The organism is Bacillus sp. 2D03, assembly GCF_003946765.1.
GTDB classification, from domain to species: domain Bacteria; phylum Bacillota; class Bacilli; order Bacillales; family Bacillaceae_G; genus Bacillus_A; species Bacillus_A cereus.
In genome coordinates, this window is sequence record NZ_RPSJ01000001.1 from 274,151 (window position 1) to 293,007 (window position 18,857).

Sequence of the window (18,857 nt, forward strand, 5' to 3'; positions counted from 1 at the left end):
TGAATGTCATGTGGAAAGAACAAGGAAAGAAAATATTAGCATGGATCACACTTTGTATCGTCATTCTATTACAAATAAGTTTTCATATAATAGAATCATTGTTTCATAAAGTATTATCCATTCTCACATTCCTTCCTAACATGACACTTGAAATTATATCGATTGTTTGGTCCATTATCGCCTCCATTGCAATCGTCATTATATGGAGTATCGCCAAACTATGGAATAAGTTATTTAAAAAGGACAGTACTTCTGAAAAAGAGTAACTGTCCTTTTTTATATTCATTCAGACTTTCTGTAGAAGTTAGATGTGATAAGACAAAACAGACCAATTATAACAATACTTATACCAATTCCTTTATGCAAATTAGGAAACGGTGATGGTATGTCTGAATAAAAATTTGATAACAAAAGACCTATTGACAAAAATAATACTCCTATTTCAAATAACAATTTTCGTTTCCCCATTGTTCCCCCTCCAATTTTTTTCATACATTCCTTTCTTTTGGACATACTACCCAAAAAAAGGAGTGGATAATATGCAAAATTCTATACATAAGCAAATCCTATTTTTATTTTTCCTATTTCTTATTCTCATCATCGTTTTCAGCTTTATATTACATACTCCGAAAGATGTGCCAAATAGCGTTTCTTTTTATAAACTACTGCTCTCGTATTGTCGTTATTGAAGAAGGTGCCTTTTTTTAAGGCACCTTTTAAAATTCTCTTTTTTTATATATTTTTACTGAAACAAAGATAGATATTATGAACATGCATATTGAACTAACGAATAACATGCTGTTATATAATTGAATTTGTTCCAAGTTGATTTGAAACAAAGTTTCTAAAATAACAATCGGCGCCATGAATATTACTATTGTAATAAGAATAGTTTTTTTATATCCTAACCAAAAAGATATTGGTAGAACAAAGCTTAAATACACTAAAATAAAGCTAATACTAGCAACCATTGTCGTTTCAATAAATTCAAATAAGTTAACCTCGCTCTTCATTCCTATCGTGAAACAACCGACCGTTACACTTATAAAAAGAATAATTATTGCTACTATATATTTCGCATACACAATTTGTTTTCTCAATATTGGTAAACTATTTACTATAACTTCACTCTCATTTTTACTATCTGCTTCAAATGTTTTTACTGTTGCCCCAATTGTAATAATTACTGACATAATGATGAATAAATTTTCCGTATCTGTTAAGGCCATATAAAAGAAAACAGGATACAGTATGTACCAAATTAAAAATTTCCATTGAATGATGAAATCTTTTAAAATTAGTTGCTTGATCATGTATTACACCTCCTAATATGAAAATGTCCCTTCTATAACTCTGCCTCCTGAAACATTTTCATTGAGAGGAACATGGATACGAATATACTCACTAATACTCCGATACTAAGAACACCCATTGCTTGTGTAGCCTCTTGAGAGTGAAGTACTTTTAACATAATTGTTTTATCACCAAAAATATTGCACATAAGACCAATCATACCCATTAAAGGAAAAAGCATAATCAAATTCAAGACAGTAATAACTTTATATCCCCCAATGTAATTAGTCGGTATCGTTACTGCACAATAAATCAAAGTTGCTACTATTGCTGAAAATATTGCATATCCAGGCATAACTATATCTCTGTTCAATAAAATATTCCCTAATATTACGACTATAAAAGTTACACTCAAACCAGCCATAATAAATAATGTGCTTGAAATATATTTAGCTATAATTATCTCTTTTCTCGTTATAGGCAAACTCACTAATACTTTTTCTGCTTTACTTTTCTCGTCATAATAAAAAGAAATATATATAATCGTACTACATGTTATAAATACTCCTATTGCAATCCCCATTGGTTCAACGGAATTCTTAAAAATAGATAAAATAGGGATTAAAAAATAGAAAGGAAACATCTTCTTCTGTAAAAAAAACTCCTTCAAAATCAACTGTTGCATATGAATTCTCCTCTCTATAAATCACGCGTTTCATAAATTTTAATTGTAAGAAGCATAGAAACGATATAGACACTAGCTAGTGTGATTAATCCAACTATAAATATGCCAAAATGTAATGGATTCATAATCCAATTTATAAATGGTGGTGTAGCTTTGTTCAGATCATCACTAATAAACATCCAAAGAAGTACACCAATCCCCATTGCTGCCGCTGATACTATACTTCTCATGCCCTTTGATTTTGTACCATAATAACTAGGAAAAAATGTCGCCACAAATACTAAAGAATAAATCACTCCACTTACCACTACATACCATGGAATTTCAATATAAAAATTAGGATGGTATACACCAATATCATCAATAACAGCAATACCTCTTAAAAGGAATACAATTATCATAGTTGAAACCATGGCACCGACAATAAATATTGCACAGGAAATATATCTAGCAATAATGATATCCTTCCGACTTACTGGTAAACTATTTATAATAATGTCACTTTTATTTCTTTCATCCATAAAGGTTAACGTCATAACGGAGGAGAGGGTTATAAATAGACAACTCATCGGAAATAAAAATTCACCACTTGGCTCTAACATAAAAAACAAAAGAGGCATAACAAAATTCACTAACCACATTACCCGAAAAAAGAACAAATCTTTATATACGAGCTGACGCATAGGCACCTCTCCCTTTCGCAGTGTAAACGATAATGTCATCTAATGTAGGCTTTTCTAGTACAACCTCATTTCCAAACCAATCGATGATTCCTTGTTTATCCTTCGCTAAACCTTCAAAACCAAACTTACTTTTTCGTAATCCAACAAATAGTTCTTTTCCTTCTCGGTCTAATAAATCATTACTGCCTTTTACGATTACGTAGTTCTCCATTAAGTCTTCTTTTTCACCAGTAAATATAATTTCTCCATCATTGATGAACGTAACATAATCTGCAATGCGCTCTAAATCTGTTGTAATGTGCGTTGAGAATAATACGGATACTTCATCTTCCATTACAATTTCTTGCAACATATCAAGTAATTCACTTCGAACAACTGGATCTAACCCTGCTGTCGGTTCGTCCATAATAATAAACTCTGCGTGGTGCGAAAGTGCGATTGCAATCGCAAATTTCATTTTCATTCCTTTTGATAATTCTTTAATTTTTTTATACTTTGGAACTTGTAATCTATGCATATACGATTGATACTGCTCTTCGTCCCACTTTTTATATAACGGTGCAATAATACGCTTCATTTGTTCACACGTTAAATCTTCGTAATAATGATTTTCATCATATACAAAGCCGATATTTTGTTTTATTTCCTTTTCAGCTTTCTTATTGTCCTTGCCAAAAATTTTTATATCTCCGTTATCTTTTTTAATTAAATTCATAATCATTTTGATCGTCGTACTTTTCCCGGCCCCATTCGGTCCGACAAACCCCATAATATATCCGCGTGGTAACGTAAAACTTATATTTTTCACTGCGAAACCTTCATAACTTTTACAAACGTTTTTTAACTCTAACATCTCTCTCATTCCCCCTTATATAAAAACGCAATCATCTGCTGTAATTCTTCAAGTGAAAGCTGCAACGCTTTACTTTCATTCACAATCTCTTCCGCTTTACTTTCCAATAGGCGAAGCCTTTGTTCTTTTAATAGTTCATTATTTTTACGTGAAACATAAGTCCCCTTCCCAGCAACAGTTTCTATATATCCTTCTTTTTCAAGCTCCTCGTATGCACGCTTCGTTGTAATGACACTAATTTGTAATTCCTTCGCTAAGCTACGAATAGACGGTAATTGATCTCCACCCTTTAAACCGCCATTTAAAATAAGCTGGCTTAATTGTTTTCTTATTTGCACATAAATAGGGTCTTGGGAAGAATTCGAAATAATAATATTCATGTTTTCCTCCAGTTTGTGTATATACTGTATATACCTTATATACACAGTATATACACACCATCCTATTTTTAGCAAGAAAAAAAGACCAACATTTTCCTGTTGGTCTTTCGTATATGTATCACTTTTCAAAGCGATCTAACATCTCGTCTCTCATTCCGAAACTTACTACTGCAATTCCTATATACATAAACAGAAGGAATGCCGGATGAACTGTGTTGTACCAGCTGCTGTCAACGATTAAGTAAATCGTTAATGCCACAACAAGAACAAACGCTAAGATAAACATATAAAAGTGTCTTGTACTACCCATGATAAACTCCTCTCTTCTCACTTCACCATTCAACAGTTTATTTTATCGAATAATTCGATATGACTCAAGGTTAACTTTCTGTTATGTAATCAAGTTCCACCTTTACAATGTCCTCACATGCTATTGAAATGATTGTTCCTTGTTTATCAATCGCCGTCACTTCTCTATTATCCATTACACGATTTGCTACTCTTTCTAACACTTTTCCTTGGTCTCGATAGCAAAATTCTTTTACATCTTTAATTGTTTCTCCATTTTCTAAATGGTATACCATTCTATAACATCGATATCCCAAAATTTCACCCCCGTCTTGTTCGTTTTTTCACATATACATAAAAATGAGTAATCTTTGCCTCATCACATCTTCTTAATTTCAATAAAATTCTAACAAAAATAAATACTTTTATCAAACCGACTTTTTCAACAAAACTACCTATAAAACTACACCTTTACACCATTAGGAAACAAAAAACATATTTTTTTAACATTTTCTTCACTATTTCTGCATAAAGTGAAACTTTAATCAGTGGGGATTTTTGTTCATCCCCACTGATTATTAGTTGAACCAATCGGGCATTTACGGACAGTTTATCCATACAAAAAAAGAACCCGCCTCAGCGAGTTCTTCCTTTGTTATTTTAATCAAACTTGTACAGGAGCTGGCTTCGCATAACGTAAAACTGGTTTACGTGCAGCCATCGTTTCGTCTAAACGTTTAATGACTGTCGTATGCGGTGCTTCTTGTACAACTTCTGGATTTTCTTCTACTTCTTTAGCGATTTGAATCATCTTATCAATGAAACCATCTAATGTTTCTTTTGATTCTGTTTCTGTCGGCTCAATCATAATACATTCTTCCACATTTAATGGGAAGTAAATTGTTGGTGGATGATAACCGAAATCAAGCAGACGTTTTGCAATATCTAATGTACGTACACCAAGTTTCTTTTGACGACGACCTGATAATACAAATTCATGTTTACAATGTCTATCGAATGGAAGATCGTAGAATGGCGCTAATCTTCTCATCATATAGTTCGCATTTAATACCGCATACTCAGTTACTGCACGCAATCCATCTGGCCCCATAGAGCGAATATACGTGTATGCACGAACGTTAATTCCGAAGTTACCATAGAATGGTTTCACACGACCAATTGCTTCTGGACGGTCGTAGTTGAAGTGATAACCATTTTCGGTTTTCTCTAAAATCGGTTTTGGTAAGTACGGAATTAAATCAGCTTTCACACCTACTGGACCAGAACCTGGGCCACCACCGCCGTGAGGACCTGTAAATGTTTTATGAAGGTTTAAATGCACAACGTCAAATCCCATATCTCCTGGGCGTGCTTGGCTTAATACCGCATTTAAGTTTGCACCATCATAGTATAATTTACCGCCTGCATTATGGACGATTTCTGCCATTTCTAAAATATTTTCTTCGAATAGACCTAATGTATTAGGATTTGTTAACATAAGTGCTGCTGTTTCTTCGTTTACAACACGTTTTAAGTCTTCTAAGTCAACAAGGCCATTTTCATTTGATTTTACTGTAATTGTTTCAAAACCAGCTACAGTTGCAGATGCTGGGTTCGTTCCGTGAGCAGAGTCAGGCACAATTACTTTCGTACGGTTAAAGTCACCATTCGCTTCATGGTATGCACGAATTAACATTAAACCTGTCCATTCTCCGTGTGCACCAGCTGCTGGTTGTAAAGTAACAGTATCCATACCTGTAATTTCAATTAAATGCTCTTGTAAGTCGTACATTAATTCCATTGCACCTTGTACTGTCTTTTCATCTTGCAACGGATGAATATTTGCAAATCCTGCGAAACGAGCTACACTCTCATTAATTTTCGGATTATATTTCATCGTACAAGATCCAAGTGGATAGAATCCAGAATCCACACCGTGGTTACGGTTTGAAAGTGCTGTATAGTGGCGCATAATATCAAGTTCAGATACTTCTGGTAGCTCTGCATCTTCTACTCGAATATAATCGCTCTCAAACACATCTTCTAGTTTCACTTCTTCTACATCTAATTTGGGTAAGCTATATCCTATGCGTCCTTCTTTACTCACTTCAAAGATAAGTGCTTGGTCTTGGTTCTTCATTGGATAGCCCCCATTTCGTTTACAAGTGTGTCAATTTCCTCTTTTGTACGAAGCTCAGTTACTGCTACAAGCATATGGTTTTCATGCTCTTTATAATCACGGCCTAGATCGTAACCGCCGATAATATTCTTTTGTAATAATGCATCGTTTACTTCTTTCACTGGACGTTTGCAATCTACAACAAACTCATTGAAGAATGGTCCAGCAAATGTTACTGTGAAGCCTTTCGCTTCAAATTGACGTTTTGCATATTGTGCTTTAGAAATGTTTTGACGTGCCATTTCTTTCACACCTTGTTTGCCAAGTGCCGTCATTGCAACAGAAGCTGCTAATGCATTTAACGCTTGGTTTGAACAAATGTTAGATGTCGCTTTATCACGACGAATATGCTGTTCACGTGCTTGTAACGTTAATACAAATCCACGTTTACCATCTGAATCTACAGTTTGTCCAACAAGACGTCCTGGAATTTTACGCATAAATGCTTTCGTTGTTGCAAAGTAACCACAGTGCGGTCCACCAAACTGCGTTGGAATACCGAATGGTTGTGCATCACCGATTACAATATCAGCACCAAATTTCCCTGGTGGTGTTAATGCGCCTAATGATAATGGATTTGAAGAAACGATAAATAATGATTTTTGTTGATGAACGATTTTTTCAATATCAGCTAATTTTTCAACTTGTCCGAAGAAGTTTGGATATTGAACGATTACACAAGCAACTGTATCATCTACTTCACTTTGTAATACGTCTAAATCTGTTACACCATCTTTATGATTAATTTCAACAACTTCAAGATTTTGACCTTTTGCATACGTTTCAAGCACTGCTCTTGATTCTGGATGAACCGCGCTAGATACAAGAATTTTCTTTTTGCGAGTATGGCCAGCTGCTAACATTGCCGCTTCAGCTAAAGCTGTCCCCCCGTCATACATAGAAGAGTTTGCTACATCCATTCCTGTTAATTCACAAATCATTGTTTGGAATTCAAAGATTGCTTGTAATTCCCCTTGTGAAATTTCCGGTTGGTATGGTGTGTAAGCTGTATAAAATTCTGAGCGAGAAATAACATGATCTACAATTACTGGAGCATAATGATCGTATACGCCTGCTCCTAAGAAAGAAGCGTATTCTTTTAAGTTAGCATTTTTACTAGCCATTTGAGATAGCTCTTTTAAAAGCTCTGGCTCTGATTTTGCTTCTTTAATTTTTAAATCCCCTTTAAAACGAACACTCTCTGGAATATCAGAGAATAATTCATCGATCGTTTGAACGCCGATCGTTTGTAACATTTCTTTTTTGTCTTCTTCTGTCATTGGAAGATAACGATGCAACATGAAATCTACCCCTCTCCCCGTTACTTTGAACGTTTGTAAAATGGTGTTGGAACAACTACTGCTTTGACGCGTTTATTACGAATTTCAATTTCTACTTCTGTATCAACTGCTGCGTATTTTACATCAATTAGTGCTAAACCAATGCTTTTCTTTAACGTTGGAGATTGTGTACCACTCGTTACTTCCCCAATTTTTTCTTCACCAATAAATACAGGGTAATGCGTACGAGGAATTCCACGTTCGATTACTTCGATGCCGACTAATTTACGAGGCGCACCGTTTTCTTTTTGCTCTTTTAACGTTGCTTTTCCAAAGAAGTCTGCTTCTTTATTTGTTTTTACCGCAAAGCCAATTCCAGCCTCAATCGGTGTAATATCTTTTGATAATTCTTGTCCATAAAGTGGTAATGTTGCTTCGAATCGAAGTGTATCACGAGCACCTAAACCACATGCTTTTAAGCCCTCTTCTGCTCCAACTTCAAGAAGTTTCTCCCAAAGTTTTGCAGCATCTTCACTCTTACAGTAAATTTCGAATCCATCTTCACCTGTGTAACCTGTACGAGATACAAGTGCTGGAATTCCATCTACAAGAATATCGTTTTTAAATTTAAAGAACTTAATTTCTTTCAAATCTTCTGACACAACTTTTTGTAAAATGCCTTCTGCTTTTGGTCCTTGAATTGCAAGCTGTGCAACTTCACTAGAAACATTGACTACTGTCGCATCGCCAATTACATGACTTGCTAGCCATTCGTAATCTTTCTCGATATTTGATGCATTGATTACTAATAAATAGTCTTCTTCACCACGTTTGTAGATTAATAAATCATCTACTGTACCACCATTTTCGTAGCACATAGCTGTATATTGTGCGCCCCCTACCTTTAAGGTAGATACGTCATTTGTAACAACACGTTGTAAAAATGCTAAACTATCTACACCTTTTACTTCAACTTCTCCCATATGAGATACATCGAACAAACCTGCAGCTGTACGTACAGCTTCGTGTTCTTCTTTAATGCTTGAAAATTGAACTGGTAATTCCCAACCACCGAAGTCGATTGTTTTCCCACCATACTTCGCGTATACATCAAATAACGGTGTACGTTGTAATGTAATCATGCTCTCTCCCCCTTATGCTTTGACAAATCAATAAAAGTTGCTTCCCTTTTCTAAACATTTTCATTCTGAAAAGATAGGATATACGGAATCTCATTATATTTTTTTATGAAAGCGTAAATAAAAAATCACTTTCTTGGATAAAATACGAAAGATTCCACACATTTCACACCATTATCCTAACATCATTCGCTATATTTCATCAATATTCTAGCATAAAAAATAATTTAGAATTTTTTATGTTAAAACACAATAAATACAGCTTTTGAGATTTAATACTTTATTATTGTCTATCATATAGCCTTTAATAACGATAATTATGCCTTCTTTTAAGGCAAATCATCATACATTAAAAAATAATTACTTTAGTTTATAAAAGGTGGGAGAGTCGTAATGAATGTCGATATTTCCGTAGATCGGACGTGGCAAAACAATTTTTTGAATAGAATTGACGAAGATGGTCCTTGGACAAACTGGGATTTATATCACTTAGCTTATGAAACAGAAAAATCGTTACTTGTTCCTACTTTTGATGGACTACAAGCACCGAAACATTTATCCCATTTCACGCCGCTTCCGCATCAATTAGAAGTCGCTCAAAATGTGATTGAACAAATGAACGGTAAAGCGATTCTAGCAGATGAAGTAGGCCTTGGAAAAACTATTGAAGCTGGACTTATTTTGAAAGAATACATGGTCCGCGGGCTTGTGAAAAAGGTACTTATACTTGTCCCAGCCTCTCTCGTATCACAATGGGCATACGAACTGAATACAAAGTTTTTCATTCCCGCTGTAGCACAAAAGAAAAGCTACTCGTGGGAACAAGCTGACGTAATCGTATCATCAATTGATACTGCGAAACGTTCACCACATCGCGATATCGTTTTGAACTTAGAATATGACCTTATTATTATCGATGAAGCACATAAACTGAAAAATAATAAAACAAAAAACTATGAATTTGCACAACGATTAAAAAAGAAGTTTTGTTTATTACTAACCGCTACTCCTGTTCAAAATAAGATTGATGAAATTTTTAACCTTGTTTCTTTATTAAAGCCAGGACATTTAGGCAATCAATCCAACTTTGAAGAATATTACGCTTCCAAAAATCGTTCAGCCGAATCAGATGAAGACTTAAAAGCTCTCATTAATAAAGTAATGGTGCGAAATAGACGACATAATACCGGTATCGATTGGCCGAAGAGACATGTACGTACAATTTTTGTTGAGTTTAATGAACAAGAACAAGCTCTATATAATGATATCGAGAATTGGCGAGGACAAGACGCCTTCACATCTGCTTTCTCATCGTTAACTTTAAAACGGGAAGCGTGTAGTAGTCGTGAGGCTGTTTACTATTCATTGAAAAAGCATGTAGAAAAAAGACAGAAAGAAAACGAACATTATATAAAAGATCCACATATCGATGTGCTAATGGACAAAATTAATCATATTCCTTTCAACTCAAAAGCAAATAAAGCTCTTGAGCTTATAAAAGAAATTGACGATAAAGTCGTTATCTTCACAGAATATCGAGCGTCACAAATGTACTTACAATGGTTTTTACAACAACACGGTATTTCTTCCGTTCCATTCCGCGGCGGGTTTAAACGCGGGAAGAAAGATTGGATGAAGGAGCTTTTCCAAAACCACGCACAAGTATTAATTGCAACTGAAGCTGGTGGTGAAGGGATTAACTTACAGTTTTGTAGCCATATGATCAATTATGATTTGCCATGGAATCCAATGCGTCTTGAGCAAAGAATCGGACGTATTCACCGTCTCGGTCAAAAAAATGATGTTCATATTTATAACTTAGCTACAAAGCATACTGTTGAAGAACATATTCTGAAACTGTTATATGAAAAAATCAACTTATTCGAGCGTGTTATTGGTGAACTCGATGAAATTTTAACGAGAATTAATATGAAAAACATCGACGCGCACATTCAAGAAATTTTCGCGCAATCAAAAAGCGAAGGTGAAATTAGAATTAAGATGGAAAACTTAACATCTATTATCGACTTTGCGAAACGAAATGAAGCTGAGGTGCAAGGCTATGCAGCAACATGAAATTCATAATTACTTATACAATTTCTTTGAGGCGAATAACTGTGAAATTTTAGAACGTTCTCCTCATTTATTAGATGTACAGTTAACAATTGAGATGGATAAATTATTAATGAATCGCCCTTTTTATTGGCACTATCTTGAGAAAACAGGAGGCGTACCGAATCCGATGCGCCTTACTCTTATTACAAATCCAGAAAATGAAGAAAATGATGGTGAGCTTATTCACTACGGTTCACCACGTCTACATCAAATTTTCCAAACGACAAAAGAATTAGGCTCATACATACGTTTATATGAGGATGTAAGACATAATGGGGCAACACATACACCGCTCCACCCTTGGCTCGGTATTAATATAAAAGTTTCCTATCAATGTGATCGAAAAAAAGACATCCTTCACTCGATTGGTATTCATCTCATTTCTGGAACAATGATGGCAAACTTTCATGAAACATTAACAAACATTAAACTTACACCAAAAATACCTGATTTTTGTTTTACGCTCTCGCCTATCATTAAACCGCAAAGTGGTTTACAACGTATAGAAGACGCTTTAAAAAATATAATTGCAGAAGATGACCATACGTGGGCAAAAGAAGCAAGAGTGCGTTGGAATCATGATTTAGACCTTTTAAACCGTTTTTATGAAGAAAGTGACGAACTTCCTGAGAGCTATGAAATTGAAAAACAAGCTCTGCAAGAACAGTATGAACCACGTATTACAGTGCAAATTATTAACGGTGGACTCTTTTATGTTACCGCGAATCATTTTCTATCAAAATAAAGCTCCTTCTGCTTTAGAAGGAGCTTTATTTCGAGTTACTCTCTATCCTCATTACGCTCTTGTTGTTTTTGCTTTGCCATGCGTTTTTGATACGCACGATCCTTCGCGCTCACATGATTTGCATCAGTTGGAAGATTTTCTTTCGAACGTCCAATTCCATTGCTCATCTTTCCCACTCCTTTTTACGTTTTTCAGAATACATGTTTATTTTCAGCTAGAGTTACAATCCTTATACAAAAAAATAAGAGCAGCCATTGGCCACTCTTACTCGCTCACATATTTTTGAAACATATCATGGATGCCTTTATTTACTAGGTTCGAGATCTGCTCGTCAGATTTATTCGGATAACGATCACGCAATCTGATAGATGCCTTCACCATTAAATTTTCTAATACAGAACGGCCACCTTCTCCATAAATAATTTCAGCATATTTAACAAGCCTTCCATCCTCTACTGTTGCTGGATTATGATTGAAGAAAAATTTACTCATTGTCTCCACCTCTCTCTTTTGATAACGTTTACATTTATATAGATTATTTATGTTATTTATTTCACAATATTGTATGCATGTATATTTAATTAGTTTCATTATAAAGCAACATATCGATAGTAAATATGTGATTTTCCGTCCATTTTGTGAACAAATCAAAATGAAAGCGTTTCCTTTATTATATACTAAAAAAACTTACTACGCTAGGGGCAATTTTTTTCAATCTACTAACCCCTCGAAAATTGATATATTTTTTCTTTTCCCATTAAACCTTATACAATTTTCAGAAATTATATTATAAAATATATGTATGACTTAAGGAGGCTTTGTATGAATCAAAATAAAAAAGCTATATTAGATCTTGTCTTTTATCTCGTAATCCCATTCCTCATTTGGAAATTTGCAAAACCTTATATCGATCCTTATTACGCGATGTTACTTTCCTCTGTTCCGGGGATTATTTATACACTGTATACCTTTAAAAAAGAAAAACAGTTTAACGTGACAGGGTTCTTTATTTTAATTACACTCATTTCTAATACAACGGTAGATTTATTATCTGGGTCAGCTGAACGAATGTTGTGGAATGATGCATATTATCACATCGTACTCGGTATTATCGTCATCTGTACAATTTTCATAAAAAAACCACTCATGTTATATTTCGCTGCGGATATTGCCGCACTGCAAGGCCATGACCGCGATAAAAGTCGTGAGCTTTATCGTGATAGTCGTATATATCCAGCACTGCAATATTTAACGTTATTTTTCGGACTGCAATTTATATTAAAAAGCTTTTTAAAAATTTATTTCATCTCTGTTTTTGGTGTAGATGGCTATGGTGAAATGAGAGCGATTATGACCGCTGTCGGCTGGGGCATTTCCATTTGTATCGGAATTGGATTTGTTTGGGTAAATAATAAAATACATGCCGTTACGGAAGAACAAGAATCCGTGCAGTAAATAAAAACCCCCTAGTGTAATAAGACACTAGGGGATTTTTGGTTTGCTAAACATATGACTAAAATTTAACTTGATTTTTTTCTTTTACTTTTTACATTTCGGTAAAACAAAGCAGCACTCAGCGGCATAACACCAAACCACTTATTCATAAATGGCTCTTTTTCAGCACGGCGTTGTTCTTTCTTTTGTTTTCGATCTTCTTTTGGAGCATCCATATACGACACAAACTGCTGCGTCACAAAGCGAACATAATCATTAGTAGACATATTATCATCACCTCTACTTGATTAGTATGTCCACTTTTTTATACATTAATCTTTTCCTTTAATTCATTCATAATTTGCTTTACAGACTTATTTGTCGTATCGATATGAATATGAGCCTCTTCATAATAAGCTCGGCGTGATTCAAATTTCTTTACGAATGCATCTATATCTTTCTTTTGAAATAGTGGACGTGTCGTATCTTCCCGAAGCCTTTCTGCAATTACATGCGGATCACAATATAAATACACGACAGTTCCGTTCTCTTTCATCCACTTGCGATTTTCCGCTCGTTCAATAATTCCCCCACCAGTTGTAATAATAACATTATGGACTGGTAGCGCACGTAACATTTCGCTTTCATATTCCCGAAAAGCCATTTCGCCTTCTTCGGCAAAAATTTTTCGAATTGCCTTCTCTTGCTTCTCTTCGATTTTTTGATCAGTATCTACAACATCCATTTGAAGTTCTTTACTTAACGCTTTTCCAATTGTTGTTTTCCCTGCTCCCATGTAGCCGGTTATGTATATAGATTTCATTTCTTGTCCTCTCAATCGTCATTTATTAATTGTTATTATAACGAAAGATGCTACTTTGTTTAATAAAAAAACGTTTTGTTCTTATACTATAAAGAACAAAACGTAACACTCGCTTTTACTTATAAGTACCTCTTCTCACCCACTGCGTTGCAATCCATTTCTCGCCTTTCGTTACAGGTGCCCCTCCGTGTAACGTAAGCTCGTTTAGTGATTGATCTTGATAAAAATACTCAAAGTATACTGCCATTCCCTTTCTAGGGTGTACAGAAAGATTTAATTTTGGGAAGTACGTTTCTCCGCCTTCTTCTACATCATTTAAATACATTACAAGCGTACTAATACGATTGTTAGCAGCTGATCTACTATGTTCCGCAAAATAATCATAGTGTGCTTTATATTGTTGATCCACTTCATAATTTAAAATGTGCAATCCTTCTCCGTGCGCCACCGGAACATTCATGATAGATGAAATTCGTTTTTCAATCTTTGAAGTAAGTTCATTGTCTTCCAAAAATGCACCGCTACTTGTTCGAATATCATTTACATCACGTGATGAACCAATTTTAGAACGCTCCATTTTATTTTTAGACATTTCAATCAATTCATCACACTCTTCATCACTTATTACATTTGCTAATACGACAATAAGAGGTTCTTCGAATTTTGAAATAATGTGTATTTCTCTATCTTCTGTCATAATCTTATTTCCTTTATGATCAAAAATAGTTTGTTCCTTATTTTCACCTATTTGATTGTTGTTTGTCATTTCCCTATTCTCCCTAAAAATAATGATTGGATAGCATGAATATATCATATTCTTTCTACCTTTCTCTTTTTTGAGAAAATTTAAACTTTTAATCATTATATTTATCCATTTCTTCTAAAAAATCAATTCAATTTACAATAGGAAATCCTGGTTTATCTATATATATATTTTACATATTATCCTTCTATCCAATCGACTATTTTCCCATCCTTTTTTCTATACCGAAAACTCACCGTATAGAAAGCTTCCTGTTTGAGTGTACACTGCAAAGCAACGAGAATTAAATCATTTTCAAAGACATAATTTCCACTCGCTTCTCCCTTTTCATACTGAAAGAAAAATGTACCTTCTTTTTCTTTTTGCTGTAAGTCTTTTTTTATATCTGTAATAGATCGGTTAAGTAATTCATCCAATAAAAATTTTTGTTCTATTCCTATATAAAAATTTTTATCTGTAAACAACATATTTGTTTCGTATATAAAAAAAGAAGTTAATAAAATAAGAAAGATAATCGTTCCAGGCATTGTAAATCCCTTTTGCTTTCTCATACGTTTATTCCTATTTCGCTATATCGCATAACTACACCTTCATATATTTTCCCACTAGTATCTTTCACATTTATAATGAGTACATGAGGTGTTAGTTTGTAAGAAACCGTTCCAATATTTTGTAAAACAACTTCCCTCCCGCGCCTATTTACCTTTCTTATAAGACGACTATTCTCTTTTTCATACGATACTTCACTCCCATTACGCGATCGGAATTGTAAAATACTTTCTCCATTTTCAAATGCTAGCTGTTCTCCAGATGATACTTCACGAAACTCCAATTGCATTTGCCCTAAATACACATCCCACTCCCAATCATTTAACCCTTTCGACTGTTTATTTTCCATTTCAATGAAATGTAGGCGGGGAAAGAGCAAAAAAAATATTGATAATAGAAACAGACATACAATCATTTCTATTAATGAAAAACCAAATTCTAATTTATTTTTTCTCCTACATAAAAGCATTGTTCCATCATTCTGTCTTTCACATCTTTCCACATGGTACAAACTTCATTGCCTCCCCAATATGTGTAATACACAATTCCATTTATATTCTTTTCTATTATTCGCTTTTCTTCATTTCCATACATATATATAGCTGCTTCTTTTTTTAATAATCCAGTTGCCTTATAACGAATTTGTATATTTTTTCTTTCTTGCATAACTAATACTGTTTGCGGTAGTAGTAACGATACAGCCATCATTAAAACACTTAACGATACAATCATTTCAGCCATTATGGATCCTTTTTGACATTTCACGATACGTAAATCTCCCTCTTCCAAGCTGAAATACAATTTCATATTTATAATTTCTATACGAAATTATAATCGTACCACCTCTATTAATATTTCCACTTGGATTATATGTCATCGGATTTGGAAACGTATGCAAATCAATTTGTATATCTTCTTCATACTCTCGCTTAACGATATAATACTTTGTACCTGACTCTTTTATAGCATACATATTTCTATCTTTATGCCAACGTAATGTGTAGTGCTTTTGACGGTTTATCGCTAATTGCTGCATATACAAAATATCATTTGAAAACTGTCTCAAAAATTGTTCAACTTTTTGTCGCTCGTATAAGGAATGAACACTAAAATACGTAACTATACTTAATACAGAAATAACAAATAAAACGAGTAACATTTCTAAAAAAGTAAACCCTTGTTGTTTCACAATGCCCTAATTGATACTGTGCCATCATCTGATATATGAATAGATTCGCCATTCGGACACTTATCAGTTGTAATATACTTTTCATCTGCCAGTTCTTTTAACGATGGAATTTTATTATGTTGTAATTGATATACTTGTATTTGCGCTTCTATAGATTTCATGTAAGCTGCACACCCTTTTCCTTGGACCGATGAACGCTGTGTAACTACATTTGGAATAATTAATAGTAATAATATAGTTATGACAACCATTACTAATAGCATCTCTAACAGAGTAAATCCTTCCTCATTCTGCATACAAATGCCTCCTAAATAGAATTCATCATTTGAAACATCGGCATAATCATCGCTAAATACATAAGGACAACGATTCCTCCAATACATGTAAATAAAATAGGCTGAATGATAACTAACATATGTTTAATTTTTCGTTCCATCTTTTCCATAATAAGATCGCTATAGTCACCTAATTCAATCCCTAAATTGCCATTTGCTTGTCCATGCGTAATAACATAAGAAAGTTCTTTCTCGTAATACCCACTTTTAGCAATGATAGATTGTAACTGTTCTCCTCCAATTAATTGTCTTTCAATCCGATTCGCTTCATATTGAAAGAACGGATGATATCTTTGCTCCATCATTATTGTTAAAGCTTCGCATACTGATAGTCCACCATTTAATAAACCACTCAACTGAGTAGCAAAATAATGTGAATGCTTTAAAATAAGAAATGTTTTGATGAGAGGAATACGAAGCATGATTTTTACCTGTCTAATATGTGGAAGTTTCCTAAAATACAACATGTATAAACTACATCCAATAATAACAGTTAAAATAGCGGTTAAAATAATGTATGGTAGCAGTTTTATTGCACTTAAAATTTGTTCTGTAAGTAGTGGTGTATTAGAACCGAACGAACTATAAACCATTTCAACCTGAGGTAATAAAATGAGGTTAAAAATAAAAAGCATGATTAGTAGAAAAAACATCAAGAACATAGGATACTGCATTATTTTCATCATGTCTCTCCTATACTTATCTTTCTTATAAAGAAGTGCACTTCCTTGTTGCAAAGCAAAAGAAATATCACCATGTTGCTCGGCATAAAATAGATAACTTAACATGTCCTGATGAAACTTTAACTGATGAAAAGAATCGTGTAGACTTTCCCCATCTTTTAACCCCTCAATCATGCGCTGCAATTGTACTTTCTTTTCTACAGGTAATTGAAACTGTAAAAATTCTAATGCTTGTAAAAGAGAGTAGCCTTTTTCTAATAATTCTCCTAAACGTTTCAACAATACTACTTGATCACTTAAACTCCAAGTTTTCTTAAACATAAACATCTTCTTCTAAAAAACCTAAAGCATATCCTTTTCGTATTGACGATTCTAAAGTCTCATGTTTGTAAGTAACACATTCTCCATCTGCTTCTTTAAGTGCTTGTTTTAACTCATGTCCATATAGTAGCTCATAAATGCTTGCTTGCCTTACTTGCCTCATTGATTTACATAAAGTTGAGCACTTTCCTCTGCAAAACGGACACTTCAATTCGACAAGTCGCTGTGCAGCTACAGCCAATAAAGACTGTTCGATCTCTTGCCTCGTTATACCATAATCCATGAAACGAATGATTGCTCCTTTCGCATCATTCGTATGCAGCGTTGTCATTACTAAATGTCCTGTCAAACTTGCTCTTATAGCTATTTTTGCTGTTTCCTCATCCCGGATTTCACCGACTAAAATAATATCTGGATCATGACGTAAAATAGCCTTTAATCCTGTTTCATATGTGAGACCCGCTTTTTCATTTATTTGAATTTGTAATACATCGTCACTTCTTTTTTCAACAGGATCTTCAAGTGTAATGATGCGACGTGTTTTCTTTCTTCTAATTACTTCTAATAATGCATACATTGTCGTCGTCTTCCCAGATCCAGTCGGTCCAGTAAACACGAGTAGCCCCTGTGAATATCGTAAAAACGAGAGTAGTTTTGCTGCCGTACTTGGAAATAACGAAAGATGTGATAAGGGCTGAACAGATGCTTGTAAATGAAGGCGAATAACGAGACTTTCTTGATATACTGTTGGAAGTGTTGAAAGGCGTAAATACACTTCTTGTCCATCAATTTGCAAATACAACGAACCATTCTGTGGCTTCCGTTTCTCTCCTATGTCCATAGATGCTAAAAATTTGAAATGTGAGACAAGTTTTTCTCCAAACTCCTTTTCAATACACTGTCTCGTCATTAAATCTTTTCCTATACGTAGTTGCACTGCTACATCCTTCTGCCGGGGCACAATATGTAAATCTGACGCTTGTACCCTACACGCCTCTTTTAAAATTGTATTCGCAAAAATTTCAATCCCATTCATCACTTTTCCCTCCTCACTATGTATATAGCATGAAAACATGCACAATAAAAATTTGGACTTTTGTATTTTCAATAGAGAAAAAAG

27 protein-coding genes and 1 pseudogene are annotated in these 18,857 nt (G+C 34.2%); 5 read left to right on the forward strand and 23 right to left on the reverse strand.

All coding sequences use genetic code 11. From position 1 onward, the window contains the following. The first annotated feature begins 8 nt into the window (after window positions 1-8). Complete coding sequence (locus EBQ15_RS01655) at window positions 9-266, forward strand: DUF3975 family protein (protein WP_000265427.1); 258 nt, start codon at window positions 9-11, stop codon at window positions 264-266. Between the two features lie 16 nt (window positions 267-282). Here EBQ15_RS01655 and EBQ15_RS01660 read toward each other — a convergent pair whose 3' ends face one another. From EBQ15_RS01660 to gcvT, 11 genes are all read right to left on the reverse strand, one after another. Next, a complete protein-coding gene (locus EBQ15_RS01660; RefSeq protein WP_000518066.1) occupies window positions 283-468 on the reverse strand; it encodes a hypothetical protein in 186 nt (61 codons plus the stop codon). Window positions 469-716: 248 nt separating this feature from the next. Continuing rightward, window positions 717-1,313: an ABC-2 transporter permease gene (locus tag EBQ15_RS01665; RefSeq protein WP_000595338.1), complete on the reverse strand. Its 597-nt coding sequence runs from the start codon at window positions 1,311-1,313 to the stop codon at window positions 717-719. A 32-nt stretch (window positions 1,314-1,345) separates the two neighbouring features. Then, complete coding sequence (locus EBQ15_RS01670) at window positions 1,346-1,978, reverse strand: ABC-2 transporter permease (protein ID WP_001186566.1); 633 nt, start codon at window positions 1,976-1,978, stop codon at window positions 1,346-1,348. Window positions 1,979-1,992: 14 nt separating this feature from the next. Then, window positions 1,993-2,661 (reverse strand): ABC-2 transporter permease, encoded by a 669-nt coding sequence (locus tag EBQ15_RS01675; RefSeq protein ID WP_001249565.1) that lies wholly within the window; start codon window positions 2,659-2,661, stop codon window positions 1,993-1,995. Beyond that, window positions 2,642-3,514 carry an ABC transporter ATP-binding protein gene (locus tag EBQ15_RS01680; RefSeq protein WP_000891308.1) on the reverse strand — a complete coding sequence of 291 codons (873 nt, stop codon included), beginning with the start codon at window positions 3,512-3,514 and terminating at the stop codon, window positions 2,642-2,644. Before EBQ15_RS01680 ends, EBQ15_RS01675 begins: the two co-directional genes overlap by 20 nt. Before the next feature lie 5 nt (window positions 3,515-3,519). After that, the gene (locus tag EBQ15_RS01685) at window positions 3,520-3,894 is read right to left on the reverse strand and encodes a GntR family transcriptional regulator (RefSeq protein ID WP_001021353.1); all 375 of its coding nucleotides are present in this window, start codon (window positions 3,892-3,894) and stop codon (window positions 3,520-3,522) included. A 118-nt stretch (window positions 3,895-4,012) separates the two neighbouring features. Further along, the gene (locus tag EBQ15_RS01690) at window positions 4,013-4,204 is read right to left on the reverse strand and encodes a hypothetical protein (protein WP_000535933.1); all 192 of its coding nucleotides are present in this window, start codon (window positions 4,202-4,204) and stop codon (window positions 4,013-4,015) included. A gap of 70 nt (window positions 4,205-4,274) precedes the next feature. Continuing rightward, window positions 4,275-4,478, reverse strand: a complete 204-nt coding sequence (locus EBQ15_RS01695) for a DUF3929 family protein (protein ID WP_000262496.1) — start codon at window positions 4,476-4,478, stop codon at window positions 4,275-4,277. A 368-nt stretch (window positions 4,479-4,846) separates the two neighbouring features. Next, entirely contained in the window at window positions 4,847-6,322 is a 1,476-nt protein-coding gene (gcvPB, locus tag EBQ15_RS01705; protein WP_000795702.1) for an aminomethyl-transferring glycine dehydrogenase subunit 2, read from the reverse strand. Then, window positions 6,319-7,662, reverse strand: coding sequence for an aminomethyl-transferring glycine dehydrogenase subunit 1 (gene gcvPA / locus EBQ15_RS01710; protein ID WP_000903240.1), 1,344 nt, complete (start codon window positions 7,660-7,662; stop codon window positions 6,319-6,321). The genes gcvPB and gcvPA overlap by 4 nt, the downstream gene beginning before the upstream one ends. A 20-nt stretch (window positions 7,663-7,682) precedes the next feature. Further along, entirely contained in the window at window positions 7,683-8,783 is a 1,101-nt protein-coding gene (gcvT, locus tag EBQ15_RS01715; RefSeq protein ID WP_000631769.1) for a glycine cleavage system aminomethyltransferase GcvT, read from the reverse strand. Window positions 8,784-9,173: 390 nt separating this feature from the next. Between gcvT and EBQ15_RS01720 the strand changes: the two genes are divergently transcribed. Both EBQ15_RS01720 and EBQ15_RS01725 read left to right on the forward strand, forming a co-directional pair. Then, window positions 9,174-10,856 carry a DEAD/DEAH box helicase gene (locus tag EBQ15_RS01720; protein WP_001100037.1) on the forward strand — a complete coding sequence of 561 codons (1,683 nt, stop codon included), beginning with the start codon at window positions 9,174-9,176 and terminating at the stop codon, window positions 10,854-10,856. After that, entirely contained in the window at window positions 10,843-11,640 is a 798-nt protein-coding gene (locus tag EBQ15_RS01725) for a YqhG family protein (protein WP_001183964.1), read from the forward strand. The genes EBQ15_RS01720 and EBQ15_RS01725 overlap by 14 nt, the downstream gene beginning before the upstream one ends. A 35-nt stretch (window positions 11,641-11,675) precedes the next feature. On the opposite strand, the gene EBQ15_RS31780 is transcribed toward EBQ15_RS01725, so the two are convergent. Then, complete coding sequence (locus EBQ15_RS31780; protein WP_000064668.1) at window positions 11,676-11,807, reverse strand: hypothetical protein; 132 nt, start codon at window positions 11,805-11,807, stop codon at window positions 11,676-11,678. Between the two features lie 97 nt (window positions 11,808-11,904). Continuing rightward, window positions 11,905-12,132: a hypothetical protein gene (locus EBQ15_RS01730; RefSeq protein WP_000032702.1), complete on the reverse strand. Its 228-nt coding sequence runs from the start codon at window positions 12,130-12,132 to the stop codon at window positions 11,905-11,907. A 73-nt stretch (window positions 12,133-12,205) separates the two neighbouring features. Between EBQ15_RS01730 and EBQ15_RS31485 the strand changes: the two are divergent. Together EBQ15_RS31485 and EBQ15_RS01740 are read left to right on the forward strand one after the other, a co-directional pair. Continuing rightward, window positions 12,206-12,321, forward strand: a pseudogene (locus tag EBQ15_RS31485) (GTP pyrophosphokinase). Window positions 12,322-12,462: 141 nt separating this feature from the next. Continuing rightward, on the forward strand, window positions 12,463-13,095 hold the full coding sequence (locus EBQ15_RS01740) for a VC0807 family protein (RefSeq protein ID WP_001073111.1): 633 nt from the start codon (window positions 12,463-12,465) through the stop codon (window positions 13,093-13,095). A gap of 65 nt (window positions 13,096-13,160) precedes the next feature. Here EBQ15_RS01740 and EBQ15_RS01745 read toward each other — a convergent pair whose 3' ends face one another. From EBQ15_RS01745 to comGA, 10 genes are all read right to left on the reverse strand, one after another. Then, on the reverse strand, window positions 13,161-13,361 hold the full coding sequence (locus EBQ15_RS01745; RefSeq protein WP_000106083.1) for a YqzE family protein: 201 nt from the start codon (window positions 13,359-13,361) through the stop codon (window positions 13,161-13,163). 38 nt (window positions 13,362-13,399) lie between these two features. Next, window positions 13,400-13,897 carry a shikimate kinase gene (locus tag EBQ15_RS01750; protein ID WP_000836650.1) on the reverse strand — a complete coding sequence of 166 codons (498 nt, stop codon included), beginning with the start codon at window positions 13,895-13,897 and terminating at the stop codon, window positions 13,400-13,402. Between the two features lie 115 nt (window positions 13,898-14,012). Further along, a complete protein-coding gene (locus EBQ15_RS01755) occupies window positions 14,013-14,663 on the reverse strand; it encodes a 2OG-Fe(II) oxygenase (protein WP_000183852.1) in 651 nt (216 codons plus the stop codon). A gap of 176 nt (window positions 14,664-14,839) precedes the next feature. Next, a complete protein-coding gene (gene comGG, locus EBQ15_RS01760; protein WP_001231273.1) occupies window positions 14,840-15,211 on the reverse strand; it encodes a competence type IV pilus minor pilin ComGG in 372 nt (123 codons plus the stop codon). Beyond that, entirely contained in the window at window positions 15,208-15,678 is a 471-nt protein-coding gene (gene comGF, locus EBQ15_RS01765; RefSeq protein ID WP_000923099.1) for a competence type IV pilus minor pilin ComGF, read from the reverse strand. The genes comGG and comGF overlap by 4 nt, the downstream gene beginning before the upstream one ends. Next, window positions 15,648-15,950: a hypothetical protein gene (locus EBQ15_RS01770; protein WP_000829473.1), complete on the reverse strand. Its 303-nt coding sequence runs from the start codon at window positions 15,948-15,950 to the stop codon at window positions 15,648-15,650. The genes comGF and EBQ15_RS01770 overlap by 31 nt, the downstream gene beginning before the upstream one ends. Then, on the reverse strand, window positions 15,943-16,398 hold the full coding sequence (comGD, locus tag EBQ15_RS01775) for a competence type IV pilus minor pilin ComGD (RefSeq protein WP_000813143.1): 456 nt from the start codon (window positions 16,396-16,398) through the stop codon (window positions 15,943-15,945). The genes EBQ15_RS01770 and comGD overlap by 8 nt, the downstream gene beginning before the upstream one ends. Next, window positions 16,395-16,694 (reverse strand): competence type IV pilus major pilin ComGC, encoded by a 300-nt coding sequence (gene comGC / locus EBQ15_RS01780; RefSeq protein ID WP_001178683.1) that lies wholly within the window; start codon window positions 16,692-16,694, stop codon window positions 16,395-16,397. The genes comGD and comGC overlap by 4 nt, the downstream gene beginning before the upstream one ends. An 11-nt stretch (window positions 16,695-16,705) precedes the next feature. Further along, window positions 16,706-17,737 carry a competence type IV pilus assembly protein ComGB gene (gene comGB / locus EBQ15_RS01785; protein ID WP_000475182.1) on the reverse strand — a complete coding sequence of 344 codons (1,032 nt, stop codon included), beginning with the start codon at window positions 17,735-17,737 and terminating at the stop codon, window positions 16,706-16,708. Further along, entirely contained in the window at window positions 17,730-18,773 is a 1,044-nt protein-coding gene (gene comGA / locus EBQ15_RS01790) for a competence type IV pilus ATPase ComGA (RefSeq protein WP_001013182.1), read from the reverse strand. Before comGA ends, comGB begins: the two co-directional genes overlap by 8 nt. Window positions 18,774-18,857: the final 84 nt, after the last annotated feature.